This is a genomic window from Xanthobacter variabilis, from assembly GCF_043831965.2.
Classification (GTDB): domain Bacteria; phylum Pseudomonadota; class Alphaproteobacteria; order Rhizobiales; family Xanthobacteraceae; genus Xanthobacter.
Genome location: NZ_CM195533.1, coordinates 3,456,826 through 3,477,132 on the forward strand (window position 1 = coordinate 3,456,826; position 20,307 = coordinate 3,477,132).

Annotated in this window: 19 protein-coding genes and 1 pseudogene; 11 read left to right on the forward strand and 9 right to left on the reverse strand. The window is 61.2% G+C overall.

The window, feature by feature from the left end; translation table 11 throughout:
* Nucleotides 1–17 precede the first annotated feature (17 nt).
* Together trbB and V5F26_RS15155 are read right to left on the reverse strand one after the other, a co-directional pair.
* Complete coding sequence (trbB, locus tag V5F26_RS15150) at nt 18–1,025, reverse strand: P-type conjugative transfer ATPase TrbB (RefSeq protein ID WP_394946346.1); 1,008 nt, start codon at nt 1,023–1,025, stop codon at nt 18–20.
* A 167-nt stretch (nt 1,026–1,192) separates the two neighbouring features.
* Nucleotides 1,193–1,678 (reverse strand): Rrf2 family transcriptional regulator, encoded by a 486-nt coding sequence (locus V5F26_RS15155; RefSeq protein ID WP_394946347.1) that lies wholly within the window; start codon nt 1,676–1,678, stop codon nt 1,193–1,195.
* Between the two features lie 103 nt (nt 1,679–1,781).
* Here V5F26_RS15155 and V5F26_RS15160 point away from each other — a divergent pair, with 103 nt between their 5' ends.
* The 4 genes and pseudogenes from V5F26_RS15160 to V5F26_RS15175 all read left to right on the forward strand — a co-directional run bounded on the left by V5F26_RS15160 (nt 1,782) and on the right by V5F26_RS15175 (nt 3,879).
* A complete protein-coding gene (locus tag V5F26_RS15160) occupies nt 1,782–2,249 on the forward strand; it encodes a carboxymuconolactone decarboxylase family protein (protein WP_394946348.1) in 468 nt (155 codons plus the stop codon).
* A 60-nt stretch (nt 2,250–2,309) separates the two neighbouring features.
* A pseudogene (locus V5F26_RS15165) lies at nt 2,310–2,447 on the forward strand (MerR family DNA-binding transcriptional regulator); the annotation flags it as partial.
* A gap of 45 nt (nt 2,448–2,492) precedes the next feature.
* On the forward strand, nt 2,493–2,768 hold the full coding sequence (locus V5F26_RS15170) for a MerR family transcriptional regulator (protein WP_394946486.1): 276 nt from the start codon (nt 2,493–2,495) through the stop codon (nt 2,766–2,768).
* On the forward strand, nt 2,692–3,879 hold the full coding sequence (locus tag V5F26_RS15175) for an MFS transporter (RefSeq protein ID WP_394946350.1): 1,188 nt from the start codon (nt 2,692–2,694) through the stop codon (nt 3,877–3,879). Before V5F26_RS15170 ends, V5F26_RS15175 begins: the two co-directional genes overlap by 77 nt.
* Here the strand turns inward: V5F26_RS15175 and V5F26_RS15180 are convergent.
* From V5F26_RS15180 to V5F26_RS15190, 3 genes are all read right to left on the reverse strand, one after another.
* Nucleotides 3,876–4,313: a ribbon-helix-helix domain-containing protein gene (locus tag V5F26_RS15180; RefSeq protein WP_394946351.1), complete on the reverse strand. Its 438-nt coding sequence runs from the start codon at nt 4,311–4,313 to the stop codon at nt 3,876–3,878. The two genes, V5F26_RS15175 and V5F26_RS15180, sit on opposite strands and share 4 nt — an antisense overlap.
* Before the next feature lie 8 nt (nt 4,314–4,321).
* Nucleotides 4,322–6,313 carry a conjugal transfer protein TraG gene (locus V5F26_RS15185; protein ID WP_394946352.1) on the reverse strand — a complete coding sequence of 664 codons (1,992 nt, stop codon included), beginning with the start codon at nt 6,311–6,313 and terminating at the stop codon, nt 4,322–4,324.
* Nucleotides 6,314–6,429: 116 nt separating this feature from the next.
* On the reverse strand, nt 6,430–6,729 hold the full coding sequence (locus V5F26_RS15190; RefSeq protein WP_394946353.1) for a DNA -binding domain-containing protein: 300 nt from the start codon (nt 6,727–6,729) through the stop codon (nt 6,430–6,432).
* Between the two features lie 104 nt (nt 6,730–6,833).
* On the opposite strand from V5F26_RS15190, the gene V5F26_RS15195 reads away from it, so the two are divergent.
* From V5F26_RS15195 to V5F26_RS15210, 4 genes are all read left to right on the forward strand, one after another.
* Nucleotides 6,834–7,097, forward strand: a complete 264-nt coding sequence (locus tag V5F26_RS15195) for a helix-turn-helix domain-containing protein (RefSeq protein ID WP_283481756.1) — start codon at nt 6,834–6,836, stop codon at nt 7,095–7,097.
* Between the two features lie 407 nt (nt 7,098–7,504).
* On the forward strand, nt 7,505–9,322 hold the full coding sequence (locus tag V5F26_RS15200; RefSeq protein WP_394946355.1) for a hypothetical protein: 1,818 nt from the start codon (nt 7,505–7,507) through the stop codon (nt 9,320–9,322).
* Between the two features lie 335 nt (nt 9,323–9,657).
* Complete coding sequence (locus V5F26_RS15205; protein WP_394946356.1) at nt 9,658–10,644, forward strand: HamA C-terminal domain-containing protein; 987 nt, start codon at nt 9,658–9,660, stop codon at nt 10,642–10,644.
* The gene (locus V5F26_RS15210; protein WP_394946357.1) at nt 10,637–13,162 is read left to right on the forward strand and encodes a DEAD/DEAH box helicase; all 2,526 of its coding nucleotides are present in this window, start codon (nt 10,637–10,639) and stop codon (nt 13,160–13,162) included. The genes V5F26_RS15205 and V5F26_RS15210 overlap by 8 nt, the downstream gene beginning before the upstream one ends.
* Nucleotides 13,163–13,176: 14 nt before the next feature.
* On the opposite strand, the gene V5F26_RS15215 is transcribed toward V5F26_RS15210, so the two are convergent.
* Nucleotides 13,177–14,085 (reverse strand): LysR family transcriptional regulator, encoded by a 909-nt coding sequence (locus V5F26_RS15215; RefSeq protein WP_394946358.1) that lies wholly within the window; start codon nt 14,083–14,085, stop codon nt 13,177–13,179.
* A gap of 71 nt (nt 14,086–14,156) precedes the next feature.
* A complete protein-coding gene (locus tag V5F26_RS15220) occupies nt 14,157–15,305 on the reverse strand; it encodes an MFS transporter (protein WP_394946359.1) in 1,149 nt (382 codons plus the stop codon).
* 165 nt (nt 15,306–15,470) lie between these two features.
* Between V5F26_RS15220 and V5F26_RS15225 the strand changes: the two genes are divergently transcribed.
* On the forward strand, nt 15,471–16,058 hold the full coding sequence (locus tag V5F26_RS15225) for a TetR/AcrR family transcriptional regulator (RefSeq protein WP_394946360.1): 588 nt from the start codon (nt 15,471–15,473) through the stop codon (nt 16,056–16,058).
* 26 nt (nt 16,059–16,084) lie between these two features.
* Here the strand turns inward: V5F26_RS15225 and gstA are convergent, their stop codons facing one another.
* Nucleotides 16,085–16,702 (reverse strand): glutathione transferase GstA, encoded by a 618-nt coding sequence (gstA, locus tag V5F26_RS15230; RefSeq protein ID WP_394946361.1) that lies wholly within the window; start codon nt 16,700–16,702, stop codon nt 16,085–16,087.
* 101 nt (nt 16,703–16,803) lie between these two features.
* Here gstA and V5F26_RS15235 point away from each other — a divergent pair, with 101 nt between their 5' ends.
* Complete coding sequence (locus V5F26_RS15235; protein ID WP_394946362.1) at nt 16,804–17,682, forward strand: LysR family transcriptional regulator; 879 nt, start codon at nt 16,804–16,806, stop codon at nt 17,680–17,682.
* Nucleotides 17,683–17,721: 39 nt separating this feature from the next.
* Here the strand turns inward: V5F26_RS15235 and V5F26_RS15240 are convergent, their stop codons facing one another.
* Nucleotides 17,722–19,239 (reverse strand): MFS transporter, encoded by a 1,518-nt coding sequence (locus V5F26_RS15240; protein ID WP_394946487.1) that lies wholly within the window; start codon nt 19,237–19,239, stop codon nt 17,722–17,724.
* 189 nt (nt 19,240–19,428) lie between these two features.
* On the opposite strand from V5F26_RS15240, the gene V5F26_RS15245 reads away from it, so the two are divergent.
* Entirely contained in the window at nt 19,429–20,289 is an 861-nt protein-coding gene (locus V5F26_RS15245; RefSeq protein ID WP_394946363.1) for a LysR family transcriptional regulator, read from the forward strand.
* Nucleotides 20,290–20,307: the final 18 nt, after the last annotated feature.

Consider the following 20,307-nt stretch of genomic DNA (forward strand, 5'->3'; position numbering starts at 1 on the left):
GAGGCGTGCGACTTGGATCACGGAGTTTCTCCTTCCGGGTTGGTGCTGATCGCGTTCGATGCGCCGTCGACGGCGGGCACGACGCGGTAATCGCCGTCCGGACCAAGGCCATCGACACGGGCGAGTTCGGTGAGCCGGCGGGCGGAGCCACGGCCGGAGAGCACGGCGACGAGGTCGATCGTCTCGGCGATCAGCGCGCGCGGGACGGTAACGACGGCTTCCTGGATGAGCTGTTCCATCCGCCGCAGCGCGCCAATGGCGCTGCCGGCGTGAATCGTGCCGACGCCGCCGGGATGGCCAGTGCCCCAGGCTTTTAGAAGGTCGAGGGCTTCCGCGCCGCGCACTTCGCCGATCGGGATGCGGTCGGGGCGCAGGCGCAGCGAGGAGCGGACGAGATCGGAGAGCGAGGCGACGCCATCCTTCGTCCGCATCGCGACGAGATTGGGCGCTGCGCATTGCAGTTCGCGCGTATCCTCGATGATGACGACGCGATCGGAAGTCTTCGCCACCTCGCCCAGCAGCGCATTGGTCAGCGTCGTCTTGCCGGTTGAGGTGCCACCGGCGACGAGGATGTTGGCGTGGGATGCGACGCCCTGGCGAAGGACTTCGGCCTGTGCAGCGGACATGGTCCCCGCGCGCACGTAATCGTCGAGCGAGAACACGGCGACGGCGGGCTTGCGGATGGCGAATGCAGGCGCTGCCACCACAGGCGGCAACAAGCCTTCGAAACGCTCCCCGGTCTCGGGCAGTTCGGCAGAGACGCGCGGAGCACCCGCATGAACCTCGGCGCCGACATGGTGCGCGACCAGGCGCACGATGCGCTCGCCATCGGCGGGTGACAGCACCTCGCCGGTATCGGAAAGCCCTTCGGAAAGACGGTCGATCCAGATGCGCCCGTCCGGGTTCAGCATCACTTCGACAACGGAAGCGTCTTCCAGGAACAGGGCAATCGCCGGCCCAAGCGCCGTGCGCAGCATCCGCGCGCCACGTGCATGCCCTTCAGAATTGTGATGCGAAGCCGCCATTCGATCCCCGATCTCGCCGGGGAGAAGTCAGATGGTCCCCAGACGGGGTCGATTAAAAGAGCCGGAAATTGGGCTGATTCAACAAGGATTTGATGACGAGCGGCCTTGGCGAAGAAAAGGCGGTGATTGGCGGGATTGGTTATTCGCTGTCGGCCGGTCGATATCGCTCAGCGCTGTGCGTTCTCGACGTAGGTCGCCACCGCCTTCTTGTTGTGCGCGTCGATCAATTGGGCTCCGTCGGCAACGAGATCGGCAAGGGTCTGCTGTTTCAGGACAGCCCGCCAAGCTTCCTCGGCGGCGATCATGCGGGTCTTGATGAAGCAGTCCGCCTTGTAGACGCACGGGTCCTTCGCCTTGCCGGGGCCGCGCCGGCGGATTTCGCGGCAGACGAAGGCGGGCTCCCGTCCGTCGATCGCTTCGACGATGTCGAGCAACGTGATGCGCGCCGGGTCGCGCGCCAGCCGATAGCCGCCGCGCGGCCCCGGCACGGCATCAATGACGGAAGCCGCAGCGAGCGCCCGCAGATGCTTCAGAAGATAGGTTTCCGAAACGCCGTGCAATTCGGCGAGACTCTTGCCCGGAAGCACTTTGCCCTCCCGCAATCCGGCCAGCACCAAGGCACAGTGCAGCGCCGCCTCCACCCCGTCGCTCATGCGCCGCATCGCCTTCTCCCGTTCCGTTCTTGGATTGCGCCCTAATCATGGATATATATTATCCACGATTCTCAGCCAACTCCATTCGATACAGGAGGCTCACATGCATTTCAGACTGAACATCGCCGCGCTGGCGCCGGAGCTCTATCAAGCCGTCCGCGCCCTCGATGGTGCCGTGACCAAGTCGGGTCTCGACAAGCGCACGCTTCACCTCGTCAAGCTGCGCGCCTCTCAGATCAACGGTTGCGCCTACTGCGTCGACCTGCATGTGAAGGACGCTCTGGCCGACGGGATGGACACCCAATTGCTGCATCTCGTCGCCGTCTGGCGCGAGTCCCCGTTCTTCGACGCGCGCGACCGGGCAATTCTCGAATGGACGGAGAGCGTGACGCTCGCCGCCGAGACGGGCATTCCCGACGCCGCCTTTGAAACCGTCCGCGCCGTCTTCTCGGAGGCCGACATCGCCAAGCTGACGATCGCCATCGGAACCATCAACATCTGGAATCGCATCGCGGTCAGTTCCCGCATGCAGCACCCGGTCGGCACGGAAAAGAACGCGGTTGCTCCTTGATCGATTGCCTCTTGACCCTGACATTGATGTCAGGGGTTACGAGATGCAGCAGGAGGGCGGATGAAGATCGGAGACGTTGCAAAAAGGACGGGGGCGAGCGTGCGCTCCATCCGTCATTACGAGAAGGTCGGCCTGATCCGCGCCACCCGCGAGGAGAACGGCTATCGCGATTTCGACGAAGCCGACGTGCTCCTGGTGCGCCGTATCGGCCGGATGATCCGGCTCGGCTTCACCACCGAGGAAATCGCAACCTTTCTCAACTGCATCGTCGACGATCCCGCCACGGTCACCGCCTGTCCGAAGGTGGCCGCTGCACATCGGTTGAAGCTCGAGGCGATCGAACGGCAGATGGCCGATCTCGAAACCCGTCGCCAGAAGCTTCTCATCACCCTGAAGGCGGCCTCCGGTCAGGACGACATCAGCGTACCGGAGACGCTTGCCCATGCCGAAAACAGCCCCATCGCCCTCGCTCATCCTCGCCACCCTGGCGCTCGCGGTCTATTTCGTCGGCGCGGTTGAGTTCATGCTCGCGCCGATGCTGACGCCATTGGCGTCGGCCTTCACGGCGAAACCCGCCGATATCGCCTGGCTCGTATCGGCCTATGCGGTGTCCTACGCCGTGCTCGCCCCGCTCATCGGCCTCCTCAGCGACCGGATCGGCCGGCGGCGCCTGCTTCTCCCAGCATTAGCGCTCTTTGCCGCCGACGCGCTGGCTGTCGCCTTCGCGCCGTCGCTCACCTTCGCGATCATCGCCCGCATTCTCGGTGGCGCAGCGGGGGCGGCCCTGACGCCGACCGCCTTCGCCTTGATCGCCGAGACCGTTCCCGAAGATCGCCAAGCCGGCGCCATGGGCCTCGTCCTCTTCGGCCTGACCCTCGGCATCGCCACCGGGCCGACCTTCGCGGGACTTCTGACCGATGCCTTCGATTGGCAGGCGCCGTTCATCGCCGTCGCCTGCGGCTGCCTCGCCGTTCTAGTGCTGGCCGCGCGCATCCTGCCGCCGTCTGTTGCGCGGCAAGGCCGACCGCTCAAAGCCTCGGCAGCCCGCCTGCTCGATGGCGCAATCCTCAGGCCCAACCTCTCCAAGGGCTTCTGGCTCGGCGCAACTATTGCCGGGTTTCTGATCTCCGGCGAGGTTCTGCGCAACCGCTACGGTCTTTCGACCAGCATGGTCGGGCTCTCGGTCACCGCCTTCGGCATCGGTCTCGCGGCCGGCAATCTCGCCATCGGGCGCCTCACTGCGTGGGCCGGACGTCCAGAGACCATCCTCATCTTCGCCATCGCCCTCATCTTCGTAACGCAGAGTGCCTTCCTGGCGATCGACTCGAGCCTTGCGTTGGCGATCGGCTTTCTGGCTTTCTGGGGCTTTGCCTCGGGCCTCGCCGCACCCGCCAACACCGTCATTCAGGCGAGCCGGGCCGGCTCGGACGCCGGCTTCGTGCTGGCGTCATCGGAATCGATGAACAACGGCGCGCTGCTCGTGCTGGCGCCGGTCGTCGCGAGTTGGATCGGCGGTGGGGACACCATCAATGCAGCCATTCTGCTCGGCGTCTGCACGCTCGCGGCGCTAGGGGTCAATCTCGTCGACCGACAGTCCCGAACGAAGGCCCTCCCATGTGAGGCGAGTTAAGTGCTCGCCTTCGTGGGCTCTTGGTTCGCGTCGACATCGCGGGACAGCTCCTTCAAAAAGCGGTCCCCAGTCGCCAGCCGCCTCCCAAGAGTTTGCAGAAAGCTCTCAAAGCGCTCTGCGCCTTTCGCCCTTGCAGATGCCTGCGCGCTGTCGGGCAATGGCGGCGTGATGGTCAGCCAGAAACGGATGAATAGCGAGAGCGTCTCTCCGACGATGGCGAGGTCTTCGTCGAGCCCATCGATCTGGCGGCCGATCCGGTCCATGCGGCGGGCGAACACGGCCTCCAATCGCTCCGAGGCGTCGGCCGAGAGGAAGGAGGCAACGGCGGCTTCAATGACGGCGGATTTCGAGATGTTGCGTCGAAGCGCCAGCGCTTCGACCTTCTTCAGGAGGCCAGGATCGAAATAGACGTTCATGCGGGTCTTGGTCTGCATGGCCATCCTCACAAGTCGAGGCCATCGGCCGGGTCCATCGTCGCCTGCCGGGCATTCGATGTGACCTGCTGGCGAAGACGGCTGGCCCGGGCGGCGTCCACATCGGGATCGTCATCGAGAACATCGAACTCGCTGAGGGGCGATCGTTCGGGCGGCGCGATCTCTTCATGCTCGGGCAATTCCGGCTCACGGCGAATACCGGCATTGGCCGGATCGGCGCTCACACCATTCCCGTTGTCGGATGCTTCTCCAGCCGATGCCGCCGGGATCGCCAGCGCCGACCAATCATCCGCGGACAGTACTGCCGGCGCGGTCGCTGTCGTCGCTTTCGGCGGCGGCAGGATGCGTTCCTTGAACCGCGCGTCCTCGTAGTAGCGTGCCTTCTTTGCTCGTACCGGCGGCACGCCCGCGACCAGCAGCAATTCGTCGGTCGGCGGGAGCTGCATCACCTCGCCGGGGGTCAGCAGCGGCCGGGCCGTCTCCTGCCGCGACACCATGAGATGGCCGAGCCAGGGCGACAGCCGATGGCCGGCATAATTGGTGGAATCGCGCATTTCGGTCGCGGTGCCCAGCGCGTCCGACACGCGCTTGGCCGTCCGTTCGTCGTTGGTGGCGAAGGCGACGCGCACATGGCAATTGTCGAGCACGCTGTTGTTCGCGCCATAGGCTTTTTCGATCTGATTGAGGCTCTGGGCGATCAGGAAGGATTTGATACCGTAACCCGCCATGAAGGCCAGCGCGCTCTCGAAGAAGTCGAGGCGGCCGAGTGCCGGAAACTCATCCAGCATCAGCAAGAGGCGGTACCGGTTGGCTGATGTTTTCAGGTCTTCGGTCAGACGCCGCCCGACCTGATTGAGCAGCAGCCGGATCAGCGGTTTGGTGCGGTTGATGTCGGAGGGTGGCACAACGAGATAGAGACTGACCGGCCGTTCGCCTGCCACAAGATCGGCGATGCGCCAATCGCACCGCGCCGTTACCTTCGCCACTACGGGATCGCGATAGAGGCCGAGGAACGACATGGCGGTGGAGAGCACGCCTGAGCGCTCGTTGTCGGACTTGTTCAGCAACTCGCGGGCCGAAGATGCGATGACGGGATGGACGCCAGCTTCGCCAAGATGCGGCGTGTTCATCATGGCGCGCAACGTCGCCTCGACGGGGCGTTTCGGATCGGAGAGGAAGTTGGCGACGCCGGCCAGCGTCTTGTCGGCTTCGGCATAGAGGACGTGGAGTATCGCTCCGACCAGCAGCGAATGGCTGGTCTTTTCCCAATGGTTGCGCTTGTCGAGTGCGCCTTCTGGATCGACGAGGATGTCGGCGATGTTCTGAACGTCGCGGACTTCCTTGTCGCCGCGCCGCACCTCCAGCAGCGGATTATAGGCCGACGACGCCGGATTGGTCGGATCGAACAGCAGCACGCGGCCATGCTTCGACCGGAAGCCGGCGGTCAGGCCCCAGTTCTCGCCCTTGATGTCGTGAATGATCGTGCTGCCCGGCCAGGTCAGCAGCGTCGGCACGACGAGGCCGACGCCTTTGCCCGATCGCGTCGGGGCGAAACACAGCACATGCTCGGGACCGTCATGGCGCAGATAGTCGCCGTCGAGCCGGCCGAGCAGCACGCCATCGGGACCGAGCAGACCGGCTGCACGGATTTCCTCCGGCTCCGCCCATCGCGCCGAGCCGTAGGTCGCGACGTTCTTCGCCTCCCGCGCTCGGATCACCGACAAGGTGATGGCGACTATGATCGAGATGAAGCCGCCCGACACAGCGATGCCAGCACCTTCGATGAAGATCGATGGCGCATAGGCGTCGTAGCAATACCACCACCAGAAGAAGAGCGGCGGATAGTAGATGGGCCAGCCCGCCGCCACGAACCACGGCCCGCCGAGCTGTCCCTGAAAGCCGAGCCGCCACGCCGTCCACTCCGTCGCGCACCAGATGGCGGTGAGCACGATCACTAGAACGACGGCGACTTGTCCCCAAAGGACACGGCTTCCCGACATAGAGGCTCCAATCGGCAGAAGAGACGGAGCCGATCAGAGAATAGCCGCATCAGCCACAAGCAACAGGAAATCCGAAACACCGGGGTTTCGGATACCACGGCGAAGAAAAAGGATGGTCAGTGCCGCGCCGAACGCGCCTCGGCCGCCGCCTGTTCCAATATCTTGCGATAGCCGGTCTTGGTCATCCACCGCGCACGGGCAAGGTGGCTTTGCCAGCAGGTCCGGGCTCGACCCGTTTCCGATGTCGGATCACGGTGCAAAACGATGCGAGCTACCTCGGTCCAATCGGCTCCATCCGTCTCGGCATCAAGCAGCCGCAGATAGGTCACGAAGTGCCGTTCGTCGTAGGCAGTGATTTCTCGCTCGCTGGGAGCGAGATCGTCGACGTCGGGGTCAAGCTCCGGTCGCACCCTCATCGCACTGCCCTCCCTCGGACCTCGGCAGAAAAAACCTGAAATGGGATAATCCCGTATCAGGATTACCGGAATGGCTCCTCTTTTTCAATGGAGAGCCATCCCGAATGCAGAAATCCTTGCGCACGCCTCGACAAATACTTCTTCAGTCCCTCCTCGTCGAAGCGCGTAAGGCCACTGGACTGACCCAGGCGGAGTTGGCCGATGCGCTGGGCAAACCGCAGTCCTTCGTTGCCAAGTATGAGAATGGAGAGCGACGGATTGATGTCATTGAATTCGTCGACATTGCTTCGGCCTTGGGCATACCTACCGCGGACCTTCTGGCCAGAATCGAGCCCGCTGTGGCAAAGCCTTCGCGACGCGGGAAGTAAGTTCGCGCCAAGGCAATGCTGGATTGATGGCCACGGTCCGGCCTGAGCACTCGCTATATCCGCGCGATCGAGGGCATCGACGTTTCCGCCAGCACCGCGGTTCTTGGGCAGACTTTGGAAGCGCTTGGAATTGAGACGGGCGAGCTTCTGAAGCAATCAGTCAAATCGGGCCGGGTTGGTTTCTTGCGTATCGGGCAAAAAGCAACCCTGCTTAACATCGGTATGCGGTCGCTATTTGTGCTGCGGCTGAATGGGGCCGTCTTGAGGCGGTCCGTTTTGGCGAAGGGCTCGGCGGGAAGCCAGCGTGGAGCGCAGTTCGGGTTCGACGACAGGTTCCCCCCCTTTCAGGACTCGACTCTATGGGGGGGGTATGCGCATATTTTACATGCTTAGGTTGGGGACCTAAGATGATAGACGACCTTTCCGTCGCAACCTCTGCCAATTTCTATTCAATACGGAAGAAACTGTCAGACAAGGTTATCGACGATGTATTTATAAAGCTGCGCGCCAGTCACAGCGTGACAGTACATAACGAGTTCAAGCACACGCGGGAGCAGCTCGACGGCGCTCGCTGGTCTGCGGTGTGCTTCAGATATGAGAGCCCGCCCTCATTTCTTAAGGACACGACCGCGATCCGGGAGAGCCTCTGCGGATTTCTGCTGCTGATCGAGTATCAGGGTTATGCAGCGGTCCTTTCATCCCGATTGAGCCTTCCGTCCTCATTCAAGACAGCGCATCTCTCGGCGGTTGCGACGGCGCGCGTCGAAGGCGCGATCGCCAAAGCAGATGCGATCTTTCAGCGCATGACGATGCGCAACATGTCCATCTCGCCTTACGCAATGCGCGCCAAGACCCTTGAGGCGTCGGATCTCGCCAATGTCGTTGGACCGGCAGGAAGCAGGCGATATGCACCCCGCACCTACAGCGTAGTCGCGAACGGCATGCACAGCACGGCCACGCCGAGCACCGGGCGCATTGGCATTCGCTCGACGCGTGCCGATCTTCCCGCCGTCGTGACCTTTGCCAAGAATGTTATCGATGCGCTCCGTGTGGAAAATGCGCACGTCTCACCGTTTATCAGGTCCTTTGCCCGACCGGTGTCACTGACCGAAGCCCTGGCCGCGTCAGCGCCCTTGGTCATGGCGATCGATACGAACAAGTTATCCGACGCCGTAGGCAGTGATGAGGCGGGCATCAGGCTCGTCCGCCTAGACGGCGATGCGGCAGTCGAACTCTCTGCGAGCGAACTGACGGCCGTGATAGCAAGCCTTGACCGCCCGATGAACATCGAAGGGGATGATCGTGTCAGAATGGCACGCGATCCGGCAACCGGCGATCAGGCGGCATCGATCAGCCTGAACAAGAATCGTATCGCTCTTCGGTCCCTGTCCTTGCCTCCGGCATCTGACGTCTATGTGGAAAGCTCCGGCAAGACGCTTGGTGAAGACGACGACCGCCAGACCCTGCGCGCGTATCTCGACGAAACTAATGCACTCATCGTTCTGTTTGATGATGTGCGATTGGCTTACATCGATGGCCAGGTGTTCCGGGACGAGACCCTTCTGGACGGGGGTGAAGCATTTCTGCGCTACTTCACTGCCAGCGCGCCGCTGGCGGCTGCCACAAGTGAGAAAGGGACATTCACCGCCTCACAGACCGCGTTCGACGGTACTTCCAGTTTCGGGGTGATTGTCGATCACATTACCGCTGCCGACCATATTCTGCTGTGCGACGATCTCGGCGACGAGTGGGCTGATTTCATAGGCGTCTCTAACGACGCAGGGCTCACGCAAATCTCGTTCTACCATGCAAAGCACGGCGCGCTATCTCTCGGTGCCAGCCCCTTCCATGTCTCGGTCAGCCAGGCGATCAAGAACCTCGGCAACATGATGTTTCCTGAAGAACGGCTCGCCGCGAAGCTGGGATTGTGGGGCTCAACCTATAGCGCACCCGGTCAGGAAACCCAGATTCAACGGACGATACGCTCGAATGCTGCTGATCTCGCGGTCGCACTGCGTAGCGCAAGAACGGCGCCCGATGCGCGCCGACGCGCCATTATTGTGACCTCGTCGCTCAGTCGTCAGGCGATCGCGAACGCATTTGCCACGATACAGAGCGGCCAAAAGCCAGCGCCGTCCTTCGTCCAACTCTACTGGCTGCTGCAATCCTTCTTCTCGGCCTGCGCGGAAGTCGGCGCGAGCGGCGCTGTCGTCTGCCAGCCATAAGCCCCCCTGGCCCGCGCAGTATGCCATCAGCTCGGAGAGCTATGAGTCACAGAAGAGCGTTTTATAGCACATAGCTTGGCATCGGCGGCAGCGGCTTTGGGACATCACGGGATGCGCGGCATCGGCTATCGATCGCCCTCGCTGACGACAGGAGCTGCTAGCTTTGCGTTCCCGCTCTTGCCTACTATTCAGACGTATCGGGGCCGCGATTCGCATGGCCTCCAAAATGTATTGAGAGTGCGCTTTATTTCATATTGGGGCTTTGACGGCGAGCCTTGGACTCTGGTGGCTAAATTGGCCATAAACTGTCCACAGCCGCATAGATGACAACAAGGATGTCTGAAAGGGAGGGCTTCGGGACTATGGATTTAGGGCAGCAACTCGAGCTGCTGCTTGGTAATTTCACGCATCTTGAAAGTCGACTTCGTCATCTGAGTTTTGACACCACTGTGTGTGGTGAGCGGATCGAAGTGCGATGCAGCTACGTGTCTTTCCAAGCCGGCGTGCAAACGATCGATGACTTTATCGACGTGCTGGCAAGCCATATCGTTCCGTTCTGTCTTCCGCGCTCCGCCATCAAAGCTGCTCAAGACGCGTTCATCCGCGGCGACCATGTTGCAGCCGGACGCATTGCCTCCGAGCTTGCCGACAAGGCCAAATCTCTATTCATCAAAGCCAAGAAAGGCAGTCACCGATCGGGTGAGGCAGCCGAGATTCTTTTGTATATCTTGAACGAGTGGATCCTGAAGGCCCCGCAAATTGTTTCAAAGATGTATTTAAAGACCAACAACAACATGCCTGTCCACGGTACGGATGGAATCCACGCGCGTTACGACGACGCCAGCAAAAAACTATATGTGTTCTGGGGTGAGTCAAAAGCGCATCAGACGCTCGACGGTGCTCTTGGTAGTGCACTTTCGTCTATCGACGAGTTCATCAAAGACGGGCAGGAAAAGCGTGAGCTCGACATTATTTCCAGCTACTCTGATTTAGCGCATATGACCGACGGGGCTAAGGAAGCTCTTCTTGAGTACCTGGACCCGTATTCACAGGCGTCGCTCAACCGAGTGCCCTGCTTTTCTTGCCTATTGGTCCACCAGTTTGACCACAAGGCCGATCCGCAACAGTCCGACGAAGATATTGAGGCCGCATACGTAAGCGCGGTAAGTGCTTCGGTCCAGTCGTTCACTAACGGCATAAAAACAAAGATCGAGGCGAAGGGATTATCCTTGCGCCGTTTTGAGTTCTTCCTAGTACCCGTTCCTTCTGCTCAGGAGTTCCGAGATAAATTCCAGACCAAGATTGGGTGGCCAAATGATTGAAGATCTGTCCAGCCGAATCTGGAGCCATGAGAAGTTTCACCAGGAGGTTGGTGAGCTGCGAGAGATGATTCTTCGTCATCGTTTCGTTGCGCCTGTTTCCACTGGAGGGATCTCCGAAGACGCGATGGTGCGCCTTCTGAAGTGCTCAATGACGCTTTCCGCGTCGTCGTCACTCGAACACAGGCAGGTCGCTTACCAGATCGCTACAGCGGCTGCCGAGATGCCAGCTCAATTCCCCGGCGCACGATATGCGCTACTACTCGTTCTGAGCCGCCTCAGCAATTTTCCAGCCCTTGCTTACGCACGACGCCGATTTGACGTTGCAGAGACAGGACTTCCTGTTCGCTCATACGTAGAGACCCGCGATCGCGCCGACATAAACACAATACGCCTCGCGGAACGCGACGTTGCTCTTACTGACTTTCAGTTTGAGCTTTGGGCACGTCTAACAAGTGGCGAGAATGTCGGGGTATCCGCGCCAACTTCGGCTGGGAAATCGTTTGTCCTTCAAACTTACGCCCAGAAAGTTCTACTTGAAGGCACCGCGAACAACGTGGCGTTTCTGGTGCCGACGCGAGCACTTATTAATCAGGTATCGGACGATGTGTCCGCCTGGCTCTCAGCGTCGAATTTAGACGTTGAGCTTCTGACGACACCTGTTCCAACAGGGAGCGATCTTCCGAAGCGGGCGGCGTATGTCGTTACTCAGGAGCGTATGCAGCTACTACAGACCGCACATCAGGGTTTAGCCTTCGAACTAATGGTGGTCGATGAAGCGCAAAGCATCGGTGACGGTCCGCGCGGGGTACTTCTGTCGTCTGTCATTGAGGAGGCCCTGGAACGTAACGGCCGTATGCAGTTGCTTTTCGCGGGCCCAAACCTGAGCAACCCCGCCCGTCTGGCGAGGCCACTCGGATCTGTACTTTCACCGGTGCGAACTGAAGAAGCATCGGTTACTCAGAATATCATCTTCGTTGACTGCGATGATATGCGTCCGAGCTACGCGAAGCTTGCTCTACTGGCCGACGGTAACAGGATCCCGTTCGGGCAAGTGGATTGCGGGCAACCGTTAACTGACCATCGAAGCAAGCTGGTGAACGTGGCTCTCAGGTTGGGCACTGGAGGGCAAAACCTTATCTACGCCCTCGGGCCTGCCGAATGCGAACAGGTTGCCTTTGGGTTAGCGGACCGCGAAACTGAATCTACGAGCCATTTGCAGGAGCTGTCGGCATTCATCAAGGAAGCTGTGCATGAGAAGTACCCACTTGCACAGAATGTTATGAGTCGCGTTGGCTATCACTATGGTCGCCAACCCTCACTAGTGCGCAAGGCAATCGAGGATGCTTTTAGTGAGGGTCATCTTCAGCATCTGGTGACGACAAGCACGCTTCTCTACGGCGTAAATCTACCCGCGCAAAACCTGTTTCTTCACAATCCGGAAAGGGGGCCGAACCAGCCCATATCTTCCAACGACTTTTGGAACCTTGCAGGGCGCGCCGGACGTATGGGCAAAGAGTTCTCTGGCAACATTTTTTTGATCGATTATGCAGGCTGGAGATCTGACCCGATAACCGGACCAAAGGATACAGAAATTACACCCTCGATCGAGGATCATGTCGTCTCGCGCGTGGAAGAACTCATCGCATATATTAATGATCCAGAGCGCATACCCGACCGTGATAAGCCGGATGAACTTGAAAATACATTTGTAAAACTTGTTTGCGACCATTTCGACGGCCGCCTGGAGAGCACGCTTTCCAAGCTTGGGCTGGATGTAACGTCGCAACCGGCAAAGCAGCTCACTCAAGCGGTCGCTCAATCAGTAGCCGGCAAGGATATTGGGAGGGAGACGCTTTTGGCATCCCCCACAGTCGCCATACACCGCCAGCAGTCGTTGTATAACAGGTTGGAAGCAAGCCTTGCCAAGAAGGGACCCTCTTATATCATTCCAAAGCACCCGCGCGATAGCGGTGCCTATCAATCATATCTCAGCGCTATCCGTCGATGCCATTCTGAAATTCTCAAGTATCCCTCGTCAGATAGATCGGAGCAATACTACGCACAGATCGCTCTCCGATGGATGAAGGGGGATCCTCTACCGCGTATTATCGATGCAAGCTACAATTACAAGGTCCAGAAAGGGCAGTCGCCCAGCTACCCAACGGTCATTCGTAATGCGCTGACAGAGATAGAAAGCGATCTTCGCTTCAAGTATGTGCGCCTGTTCTCATGTTACAACGCGGTTCTCGAACTTCTGCTCAGAAACAAGGGTATGGAAGAGCTGACTGCGTCCATACCGGCTGTGCCGATGTATCTGGAGGTGGGCGCCTGCTCCCCAACAATGATTAGCTTCATGGGCCTCGGGCTTTCACGGTTCACAGCAGGAAAGTTGAGTGGTCTTCCGCGTCAGCAGGACATGACACAGATGGCAGCAAAGGCCTGGATAAAGCGTCAGGACCTAGACACACTAGAATTGCCTCAGGCGTCCGTTAAGGAAATAAGGCGACTGGTGTTTTGACTATTCCGCCTGTCTCAACCGGGTGGGCGCAGTCTGTTCATCTCGGTAGCGAGATCAAGCAGATGTCTGAGGGCTGGACCACGATTGTGCGGCGACCAGACCGCGCTAAATCTGGCGCGGTCCGGCTCATCGGCAATAGGCCGAAACAGAACGCCCGGCAAAGGAACGCAAGCAGCGGCTTCGCTCGTCAGCGTGATCCCTTCGCCATCTGCAATCAGGTGCATCAGCGTGTCTCGGCCGACATCGCACCGACGAATGCGTGGCGACTTCTCTCGTTCGACGAGTCTGCGAACGATATGGTCCAGGACTTGGGGACCGGCTCCGCTTTGTCGGACGAGGAAGGTTTCCGCGGCAAGGTCGCGCCATACGAGGTGCTCCGCGCGCGCCAACGGATGACTCTGCGGCAACGCGACCATCAAGGCTTCCGACCATAGCTGACGTGAATGGCAGTCGGGTGCTTCTACGGCCCCAACCACGAAGGCGATATCGAGCTTGGCCTCGCGGACCTGACGAATGATCTCGTCGGAACGTCCCTCGAAGATATCGAGTTCGATCTCCGGATGCTCGTCTCGATACCGGCGGCGCAGATCGGCCAGAAAGCCCGAAGCGATCGAAGACAGGAGGCCGATCGACAGGTGACCAATCGCGCCGTTCAGAACCGCCCCTGCGGTCTTGACCGCAAGATCGAGATGGCTGATCCCCGCGGCAACTTCCGTGATGAAACTGCGGCCGGCGTCGGTCAGGCGGACGCCACGGTGGCGGCGCTCGAATAGAACAACGCCGAGATCCTCTTCCAACGTCTTGATCCTGGTGCTTACGCTCGACTGGCTGACGCCGAGAGCATTCGCTGCGTGGCGAAAATTCAGATACTCGGCAACGGACAGCGTCTGGATCAGCGCCACGAGCGGGATGCGGCCTCTCAACAGTGCATTCTGTTGATCAACAACCTCCTGGCCATTGTGCGCTCGTCGCCGCATAGCACCTCCGATCCCGCCTATGCGCCCATCGATCGAACGCGACGAGGTGCAAGGCTCAATAGACCGAATAGGGCAAGCGCGAAGCCGACCCACAGCGGCGCGGTGAGGCCATAGCCTTCATCGATCCCGACGCCCCCCGCCCATGCACCGAACGCGAGGCCGGCGGTGATGGCGGAGGTATGGACCGTGTTCACCAGAGCCCCCGGATGCGCGATCCGCATCACGCGCGCGACCATTGCGGGATTCATCGGCACCCCAACGATGCCAATAGCCAGAAAGGCCGAGACAGCTAGGTAACGGTCGGCGGCAAAAACGGCGAAGGTCATCAGTGCCAGCGCAAGGGCTGTCAGTCCGCCAAGCAGGATCTGAATCGTATAGCGGTCGGCGAAACGCCCGACGACGAGATTGCCGATGACGTTGGCTCCGCCATAGGCAGCAAGCAGCGTCGGCATGGTCGCCGGTGTCAGCCTCGTCGTGTCGATGAAGAGCGGCACCGCGTAACTGAAGGCGGCGAAGGTGGCACCGATGATGAGGCCGCTCGTTGCATAGGCCGCCCAAAGGCGACCCTTCCTCAACGCACCAAATTCCGCACCGAGACCATTCTCGATGTGGCTCTTCGAGACGGGCACGAAGACGGCAACCAGAGCAGCGGCCAGCATGGCGAGGATGGCAACGCTCCAAAAACTCGACCGCCATCCGAAGCCCTGCTCGATGGCCGTCGTCACCGGCAGACCGAAGACCGGCGCGAGCATGAGGCCGCCGAGCACAATGGATGCCGCACGGCCTCTCTCCTGTGGCGTCACCAAGTCCGCGGCAATCGCCAGTGCCACGCCGAAGCAGGCGGAACTGGCCGCGCCAGTCACGATCCGCGCGATCGCCATGACGCCGTAATCTGGTGCGAGAGCCGCAAGCACTCCGCCCATGACATAGAGGCCGAGCAAAACGAGAAGCGCGGGCTTGTTCGGCGCGTTGAGGCGGAGGAGCAACGCCGTCACTAGCGGGCCGCCGATCGTCATGCCGAGAGCATAGAGCGAGATCAGATAGCCGATCTCTGCCACTGAAACAGAGAAGGCCGCAGACAGGGCCGGCATCATTCCGGCGACCATGAACTCCGAGGTGGTGAGCGCGAAGATCGTCAACCCGAGGAGATAGACGACCGACGGCATCCCCTCACGCCCCTGCATGCGATCTTGGCTTGATGCTGGATTGGCGTCTCTCGCCCCACACATGGCCCTCGCTCCATTTCTATAGCCAAAATTATAGAAATGACTATCGCGCTTGCCCAGGCGGGTCAATTGAATTATATAAATCTGACTACAGAAAGGACTCCCATGGCACTCCGTGGCCGCCCCCGCAGCTTCGATCGCGATTTCGCCCTCGAAAAGGTGATGGAGGTGTTTTGGGCCAAGGGCTACGAAGGTGCGCAGCTCAACGACCTGACGGCTGCGATCGGCGTGACGCCGCCAAGCTTCTATGCGGCGTTCGGCACGAAGGAAGCGGCCTTCCGGGAAGCGGTTGACCTCTACGTCGCAACGGTCGGCTCGGTACCCATGCGAGTGCTTGAAGACGCGGGCACTGTCCGCGACGGTATTCGAGCTATGCTGTCGGGTAGCATCGACGTTGCACTGTCGACCAAGCCGGGCGGGTGTCTGCTGATCCTCGGCGTCGTCAACTGCTTGCCGGAGAACCTGTCGGCACGCGAGCATCTGTTCCAGGCACGCCGCAAGACGGTCGAGTTGATCGCGGCACGCCTTGAACGCGGTACGCACGAGGGGGACCTGCCGACGGACACGAAGGTCGCGCAGCTCGCGGCGTTCTATCACGGTGTTCTGCAGGCGATCTCCTTCCAGGCACGGGATGGCGCTTCGCGAGCGGAGCTGGAGGCGCTGATCGACCCAGCTCTCGCTGTGTTGAAGTAACCGGAACCAGCGTCCCGTGTCCTTCATCATTCCACGGGAGGAATCTCCGCCTCCCGTGCCAAAGCAGCTTGGACGGACGCCCGCGCGCCGATCCGTTGCATATGGCGAGCGGTCGCCGGCCAACGGTCGAGATCGATCGAAAACCCCTTCATCCAGCCGAGTACGGTGAAGAGATAGGCGTCGGCGACCGTGAAACCGTCGCCCACCAGATAATCCCGAGATGCGAGGTTCACCTCGATGAAGTCGAGGCGCCGGAACAGCCGGTCCCGGAAGATCGCCAGCGCCTCCTCCGGCAAGGCTCGATTGAACAGCGGGCTCGATCCGGAATGGATTTCGCTGGTGATGAAGTTGAGCCATTCCTGCAGCCGAACCCGTGCCAGCGTACCGGCGGCCGGAGCCAATCCCGCCTCCGGCTTCAGGTCGGCCAGATACTGAACGATGGCCGGTCCTTCGGTCAGAACTTCGCCGGTCTCGAGCTCGAGTGCCGCGACATAGCCCTTCGGGTTGATGGCGAGGAAGTCCTCTCCCGTGGATGTGCGTTTCGTCCGATTGTTCACGCGGACCAGCTCGTAGGGCAGTCCGAGTTCCTGAAGCACGATGTGCGGCGAGAGCGAACAGGTGTCGGGGGCGAAATAGAGCTTCATTGTCGGGGCCTCTCTGACGGGGGAGATCGCCACCCAAATTGGCAGGTCCCATGATATAATAAAAATTACTCCCATATTTTCTTGGTATAAGCTCACCTACTATGAACCTGACCCAACTCCAGAGCCTGATCGCCGTCGCCGAAGCCGGCAGCTTCACCGCAGCCGCGGACAAGCTCGGGGTCACCCAATCGGGGATGAGCCAAGCCCTGGCCGCGCTCGAAGAGAGCCTCGGTGTGAAGCTGCTCGTCCGGCAACCGCGGGGCGTCGAGTTGACCGCCTTCGGAGAGCGCGCGCTCGACCATGCGCGTACGGCGCTCTCGCATCTGGAGGCGATCGAAAGGGAGGCGATGGCGCTGATCGGCGAAGAGACCGGCGCCATCCGTCTGGCGGGGTTTCCAAGCGTCTTCGCCACTGTCCTTCCGCCCTTGCTTCGGCGTTTTCGTACGCTCCATCCGGGCATCGACCTCGTGCCACTCGAAACCGACGACATGGAAGTGGAGGCATGGCTCGCGGCGGGATCGATCGACCTCGGCGTCGTTCTCAACCCGTCTCCGGCCAGAAACGCCGTTCCGCTCGGGCGGGATGCCTGGGTTCCGATCCTGCCGGCGGCGCATCCCCTGTCACGGCGACCTTCGGTCTCGTTGGCCGAACTGGCAGCCGCGCCCTTCGTTCTCGCCACCGGCGGGTGCCATACGAACGCCCGCTCGCTTGCCGACGCGGCTGGATTGACGCTCCAGAACGTTGAGATCGAGGTGCGCGACTGGGCGAGCGCGATTGCCCTGGTTCGGGAGGGCGCGGGTGTCAGCCTCGTGCCGGAATCCACGTTGCCGGAACAGCACCGCGGCTTCCGGGTTTCGAAGCTCGCTTCGCCGTTGCATCGCGCGTTCGGACTCGTCGCTTCGCCAGTGCGACCGCTCTCCCGGGCCGGAAACCTGTTCGTCGAGGTGGCACGTCGCTCGACCGCGCCGACCTCGGCATAGCGCAAGACACTCGGACGGGCCGACCGCCTGGCTCCAACCTCATGACGCGCCATCGACATCTTTCCTCCTCCCGAAGGTGAAGACGCTGAGTGCGGCCAGCACCCAGACACCAATGGCGCCGTAGAGCATCACCTCACCGAAGCCGCCAGCCAGTGCGGCAGGACCGAGCACCTTCGACACTCCCGGAGCGGCTTGATCGAGAGCACCGACGTTTCCGGCGGCGATCTGTTCGGCGACGTGCCGAAGTTGCGTGGCATCGAACGATCCGGACACCGCACTCAAGCGCCTCAAAACACCGTCGACCAAGACAAAGCCCATGAGCGCGATGTTGATGGCGAGCGAGATCATCCGGGCACTCATGTCGATACCGGAGGCCATGCCGGCCCTGTCGCTCGACACAGATCCGGTCGTGGTGTTGGTGACCGGCGTGTTGGTCGCCCCGAGGCCGATCCCGGCCAGCAATGCGCCGACCAACGTCGTCGCCAAGGCAAGCGAACCACCGCCTGCTCCGATCTTCATGATGAAGAAGCCGAGACCGATCACGAACAGTCCCGCCGGAATGACGGTGCCGGCGCCAAGGCGTAGCGAGAGGCGTTCGGCAAAGGGCGGGACGACGAGCGTCGGCAGGGTGTAGGCGAGCAGTGCAAGGCCAGCGGTCAGACCATCGAGTCCGAGCCCAGCCTGAAACCAGATCGGCAGATAGATCATGAACGGCCAGAAGCTGAAGTTCATGCCGATCGAGCCGAACAGCGCCCCGGAGAAAGGTCTGATCCGGAACACCGAGAAATCGAACATCGGGTGCGGCGTGATCTGCTCGACAATGACGAAGGCGATGAGGCTGAGGGTGGCCGTGGCGATGATCGCCAGCGCGATCGGACTGGTGAAGCCGAGATCGCTCCCCTGAGTGATGATGTAGGCGACGCAAAAGACAGCCAGCGACAGCGTGGCAATACCGGCGAGATCCAGGCGCCGGGCCTCGGGGTCTTTCGATTCCCGGATAGCGCTCCAAGCCAGGGCGACGGTCAGCACGGCGATGAAACCGTGGATCAAAAACACCCAAGCCCAGCCCATCAGGGCGGCGATCCCACTGCCGATCACCGGACCGAAGCCGAGACCGAACCCGGTAACGATGCCCCACCAGCCGAAAGCCCGGGCACGATCGGCCGCCGTGCTGAACTGATGCGAGAGCACGGCGATCCCGCAAATCAGCATGGCGCCGCCGCTCGCGCCTTGCAGCGCGCGTCCGACGATGAGGATCATCATGTTGGGGGCAAGGCCGCACAGGATGGACGTGCCGCCGAATGCAACGATGGCGATGATGAGGAGTCGCTTGCGCCCGAAGCGATCGGCCAGCGTGCCCGCAGCCATGAGGACCGTCGCCACGGCGATGGTGTAGGCGTTCATCGTCCACTGGAGCTGTTGAAAATCGGCGTGAAGGACTGTCTCCAGCGTCGGCAGGATCGCCGGAACGCTGGATATTTCGAAGCCAAACATCAAAGCCGACAAGCAGATGGCGGCCAAGGCAAGGTTACCTTGCCGCGAGGAAGCAAAGGACATGATCAGGCCTTTCAGCGCCGAGATCACTCGGCGTCCCGCGCGCGGCCGTTCACCCCCAACGGCTGAAGCCGGGGTGGCACGGCAGTCTTGCGAGCGACTGTTGTTGATGGACCTGATCGTAGGCGAAACTTGACGATATAAGAATGATATGGCTGAGTATTTTAGAGACAACAAATTCGGATGATCGAAATGGCATCCCTCGATGTCGAGTCGGTCCAGGCTTTCGTGGCCATCGCCGACCTTCAGAGTTTCACGCGAGCGGCGGAGGCCCTTGGCACCACGCAAGGGGCGATCAGTGTCAAGCTGCGGCGCCTGGAAGAGAGGATCGGTCAACGGCTGATCGAACGCACGCCGCGCCACGTCCGGCTCTCCGCACACGGCGCCGTCTTTCTCGACCGGGCTCGCGACTTTCTTGCCGCGCACGAAGCCGCGCTGTCGGCGCTCGCTTCCACGACTCCACGACACTTCGGGCTCGGCATCGCCGCGCATGTGGCAGGTCCAGAGCTTCCAACCCTTCTCGCGCAACTCAACGCGCATGATCCGGGCCTGCGCATCGAGGTGCGTCTGGAAAACTCGCGCACGCTGCTCGACGCCTTCGATCGTGGAGAGCTGGACGCCTGTATCATTCGTCGCGAAGACGACCGACGCGATGGCGAGGTCCTCGGCCCCGAACATTTCGGATGGTTCGCCGCGCCGAATTTCGAGCATCGGCAGGGCGAGCCTCTGCGGCTGGCGGCCCTCTCGCCCTCCTGTGGCGTGCGCGATATCGCGACCCGCGCCCTCGACGAGGCTGGCATCGCCTGGACGGAAGTGTTCCTCGGCGGCGGCTCGTCGGCCGTGGCGGCGGCTGTTTCCGCCGGATTCGCCATGGCCATCTTTTCCTGTCGCCTTGCGCCGCCCGGCACCATCGAAATCGGCGAACGCTTCAGGCTGCCGCGCCTGCCTTCGTCCGAGATCGTGCTGCACTCGACGCTCACCGATCCCAAGTCGCGCGCTGCATTGCGCACATTGGCTGCGGCTTTTCGCGAGCACCGCGCGATGGCCGGATAGCGGGCGCGGGACAACCGC